At 71.3% G+C, this 4,130-nt stretch carries 5 protein-coding genes; 2 read left to right on the top strand and 3 right to left on the bottom strand.

Annotated elements, in window-relative coordinates:
• Window positions 1-71 precede the first annotated feature (71 nt).
• A complete protein-coding gene (locus CVO76_RS01845; protein WP_208740478.1) occupies window positions 72-869 on the top strand; it encodes a SurA N-terminal domain-containing protein in 798 nt (265 codons plus the stop codon).
• Window positions 870-914: 45 nt separating this feature from the next.
• Here the strand turns inward: CVO76_RS01845 and CVO76_RS01840 are convergent, their stop codons facing one another.
• Entirely contained in the window at window positions 915-2,204 is a 1,290-nt protein-coding gene (locus CVO76_RS01840; RefSeq protein WP_208740477.1) for an adenylosuccinate synthase, read from the bottom strand.
• A gap of 222 nt (window positions 2,205-2,426) precedes the next feature.
• Here CVO76_RS01840 and CVO76_RS01835 point away from each other — a divergent pair, with 222 nt between their 5' ends.
• Entirely contained in the window at window positions 2,427-3,029 is a 603-nt protein-coding gene (locus CVO76_RS01835) for a hypothetical protein (RefSeq protein ID WP_208740476.1), read from the top strand.
• 61 nt (window positions 3,030-3,090) lie between these two features.
• On the opposite strand, the gene CVO76_RS01830 is transcribed toward CVO76_RS01835, so the two are convergent.
• Both CVO76_RS01830 and CVO76_RS01825 read right to left on the bottom strand, forming a co-directional pair.
• The gene (locus CVO76_RS01830) at window positions 3,091-3,996 is read right to left on the bottom strand and encodes an oxygenase MpaB family protein (protein WP_208740475.1); all 906 of its coding nucleotides are present in this window, start codon (window positions 3,994-3,996) and stop codon (window positions 3,091-3,093) included.
• Window positions 3,993-4,130 (bottom strand): helix-turn-helix domain-containing protein (locus tag CVO76_RS01825; protein WP_208741667.1); only part of this gene is annotated, 138 nt, incomplete at its 5' end. The genes CVO76_RS01830 and CVO76_RS01825, both read right to left, overlap by 4 nt.

Below are 4,130 nucleotides of genomic sequence, written 5' to 3'. Positions count from 1 at the left end.
GCCCGCCGTAGGACGATGGTGCGGTCGGGGTCGCATGCTGGTCCTGACGACTCGGCAGGGAAGGAACGGTCATGAGCACTGCCCGGAGGACCGGTGCGGGCAGGCGGCTGCTGCTGGCCGCCGCCTTCATCACCTCGATCCTGGTGCTCGGCGGCTGCACCGGTTCGGAGGGCGAGCCTGAGGGCGCAGACGCATCGGCGTCGGCTTCCGGATCGGCGTCGGCTTCCGTATCGGCAGCGCCGGGCGAGGCACAGCCCGCACCGGATCTCGAGGGCATCCCCGAGGTCGTCGCCGTCGTCAACGGCACCGAGATCGGCCGGGACCTCTTCACCGACACGTACGAGGGCCAGTTCGCGCAGGCGTCCGCCCAGGCGCAGGCCGCGGGCCAGGAGGTCGATCAGGACCTGCTGAAGACGACGGTCGCGGACAACCTCGTCAGCTCCGAGCTGCTGCGCCAGGAGGCCGACCGGCGGGGCATCACGGCGACGCCCGAAGGACGGGCCGCGGCCGTCGACGAGCTGCTGCAGACGAGCGGGCTCGCCTCCGAGGAGGAGCTGAAGGCCGCTTTCGCCGACCAGGGGATCGACGACGCCGAGTTCGACGAGCAGCTGACGGACCAGGTGAAGCTCGACACGCTCCTGGCGGAGGAAGCCGGCGACACGACGCCGACCGACCAGGAGATCCAGGAGGCCTACGACGCGGCGAAGGCGCAGCAGGAGGCCGGGGGCGATACCGCGACACCGATTCCCCCGCTCGAGGACGTCCGCGAACAGATCATCCAGCAGCTGTCGGGGGGCAGGACCTCCGAGGCCGCACAGGCACTGGTCGCGCGACTGCGCGACGACGCCGACATCACCGTCAACCTCTAGGCGTCGACCTCCGGGCGAACCGCCCCGACCAGTATCAGGTACCGATCAGGCGCCGATCAGGTCGTTGACCACGATGGTCTGGTCGCGGTCCGGACCGACGCCGATCGCGGAGAACCGGGTGCCGGAGAGCTTCTCGAGCGCCCGCACGTAGGTCTGCGCATTGTCCGGCAGGTCCTCGATGGTCCGAGCGCCCGTGATGTCCTCGGTCCAGCCGTCGAAGTACTCGAAGATCGGCTTCGCGTGGTGGAACTCGGTCTGGGTCATGGGCATCTCGTCGTGGCGGACGCCGTCGACGTCGTACGCGACGCAGACCGGGATGCTCTCGATGCCCGTGAGGACGTCGAGCTTGGTGACGAAGTAGTCGGTGAAGCCGTTGACGCGCGACGCGTGGCGCGCCAGCACGGCGTCGTACCAGCCGCACCGGCGCGGACGGCCGGTGTTCACGCCGAACTCGCCGCCGGTCTTCTGCAGGTACAGGCCCATCTCGTCGAAGAGCTCCGTGGGGAACGGGCCGGCTCCGACACGCGTGGTGTAGGCCTTGATGATGCCGATCGAGCGGGAGATGCGCGTGGGACCGATGCCGGAGCCGACGGACGCACCGCCGGCCGTGGGATTCGAGGACGTCACGAACGGGTAGGTGCCGTGGTCGACGTCGAGGAAGGTCGCCTGGCCGCCCTCCATGAGGACCACCTTGCCGGCGTCGAGTGCCTCGTTGAGCACGAAGGTGGAGTCGATGACGAGGGGCTTGAGCCGCTCGGCGAAGGACAGGAAGTACTCCACGACCTCCTCGACCTCGACGTCGCGCCGGTTGTAGACCTTCACGAGGAGTTCGTTCTTCTGCTTGAGGGAGCCCTCCACCTTCTGGCGCAGGATCGACTCGTCGAACACGTCCTGCACGCGCAGGCCGAGCCGGGCCACCTTGTCCATGTACGCGGGACCGATGCCGCGCCCGGTGGTGCCGATGGCACGCTTGCCGAGGAAGCGTTCGGTCACCTTGTCCAGCACCTGGTGGTAGGGCGCCACGAGGTGGGCGTTGGCGGACACCCGCAGCTTGGAGGTGTCGGCGCCGCGGGCCTGGAGCCCGTCGATCTCCTGGAAGAGGGCCTCGAGGTTGATGACGCAGCCGTTGCCGATGATCGGGATGGCGTTGGGGCTGAGGATGCCGGCGGGAAGGAGCTTCAGCTCGTACTTCTCGCCGCCGACGACGACGGTGTGCCCGGCGTTGTTGCCACCGTTCGGCTTCACGACGTAGTCGACCCGACCGCCCAGCAGGTCAGTGGCCTTGCCCTTACCCTCGTCGCCCCACTGGGCTCCGACAATGACGATTGCTGGCATGGGATCCTCCCCCATTCGGTACGGGCCCTCCCCGCGCAACCGCGGCAAGCACGCCGTGCATCAGAACGCCCCAACCGGCCGCACGACGTGCGGCCACTGGGGCTCTTACCGTCCGAGTTTAGCCGAGCGGCTCCGGGGGCGCCGAAAAATGCCGGGCGTGACGCGAGCGGGAGCTCCGCGAAGCCCGTCCGGTCCGGAGGTGGGCGCGTGCACAATAGGGCCATGGACCGCTTCGAAGGACACATCGCCGGCATCGGCACCGCCTCGGGTACCCGGCTGGTGATCGGCCGGTGGGACACCTCCCCCTTCGGGGCGTTCACCGACGTCATGCTGGAGGACGCCGCGGGACACCGCACGCTGATCGCGCCCACACAGGAGATCGCGGACTACGTCGGATCCACCTACACGTTCGACGACGTCGTGCTCTCGCCGGTCACCTCGACCCTGACGGCCGACCGGCTCGTCGTCGAGGGCGGCGGTCTGCGGGTGGTCGCCGGAATCGGCGCGGTCACGCTCCTCGGGCGCCTGCTGGGGATCGTCCCGCGGCCCCTGGCGACGCATCCCCGCTGGCTCGCGCTCATCAATCCCGTGGCGTCGCTCCTGGTGAAGGGCATCGCCACGGCCGGCTCGGCAGGACACGGGCGCACCGAGTACTACGGCGTGACCTCCGCGCGGGCCGTCTCCGGGGCGACGGCCAGCTGGCGGGACGCGGATCTCGGCACCCTCGCACCCGTGAGCCCTCCGGTGCGGTTCGGCTTCAGCTCCGCCCCGCCGCGTCCGCAGGTGGTGTCGGTCACGACGACGATCCGCCACCCGGAGCGCTGATCCCCGGGACGGGCCGGTCCTAAAGTCCGGCGGTGTCCGTCCGCCGGTAGCCGGGGGCACCTCACCGGTTCCGGCGGCGAACCGCCCGCTGCGGCCGGCCGCCGTCAGCTGCCAGGCGGCGGCATGCCACACCGTAGTGGGGCCAGTAGCGGAGCCCGGCCGGCAGCAGGGGGGCCGCATGCCGGACGGCCCGGCGGATCACCGCGAAGGCGATCCGGTCCCGACGCCGCCACGGCAGCCCGTAGGCCTCGCGCAGCGCGGGAGGGAGGATCCCGGCGGCGAGCAGGGCGGGCACCGGGCGGAGCGGAGGCGGCACGATCGGCGGATCCGGAGCGAGGATCTGCTGCGCGATCGAGCGGGCGGCACCGCCGACGTCGAGGGTGGTACGGACCTGGTGGTCGAAGTAGCTCCGGAGGCCGCGGTAGTCGGCGGGCAGGAGCGCGTCCGGGACACCGAACACGCGCCCAAGCCGGGTCATGTCCCGGTAGTACGCATCCCGCTCCTCGGGCCCGACATGCCGGAGGAAGACCTCCGTGACCTCGATGGCGGTCCATGCCAGGGTGGCGAACACCCAGAGGGCCAGGTCCGGGTCGTTCGCGCTGTACCGGGTCCCCGCGGGCAGCGAGGAACTGGCGGTGGGCAGCGTGCCCTGGACGGTCTCGTGCCTCCTGGCCACGTGGGCGGCGGCCGCGCGGACCTGCGCGTCGTCGCCGAACGTGACGGTCAGGACGGCGTCGAGGGTGCCGCGGAGCCGCTGGAGGGGATCGGTCGCGAAGCCGCTGTGGGCGCGGACGCCCTCCGCGACGAGGGGGTGCGCCACCTGCAGCAGGAGCGCAGCCGGTCCACCGGCCAGGACGGTCCGCTCCCGCGCGATCCGCCACGCGGTCGACCCCGGGCCGTACAGACCGGCGTCCCCCGGTGCGCCCGGCCCGGGCGCGGCGGGCAGGAACCTGCCGCGTCCCCTCATGCATCGTCCTCTCCGGGCACGGACATCGCAGCCCCCGCGTCCGCCCCGGGCTCGTCCTCGACCCACTCGAGCAGGTCCCCGGGCTGGCACTGCAGGACCCTGCACATCGCCTCGAGTGTGCTGAAGCGGACGGC

This window comes from Arthrobacter agilis (genome assembly GCF_002953615.1).
GTDB classification, from domain to species: Bacteria; Actinomycetota; Actinomycetes; order Actinomycetales; family Micrococcaceae; genus Arthrobacter_D; species Arthrobacter_D agilis_B.
This window is presented reverse-complemented; position numbering and strand designations above follow the sequence as displayed.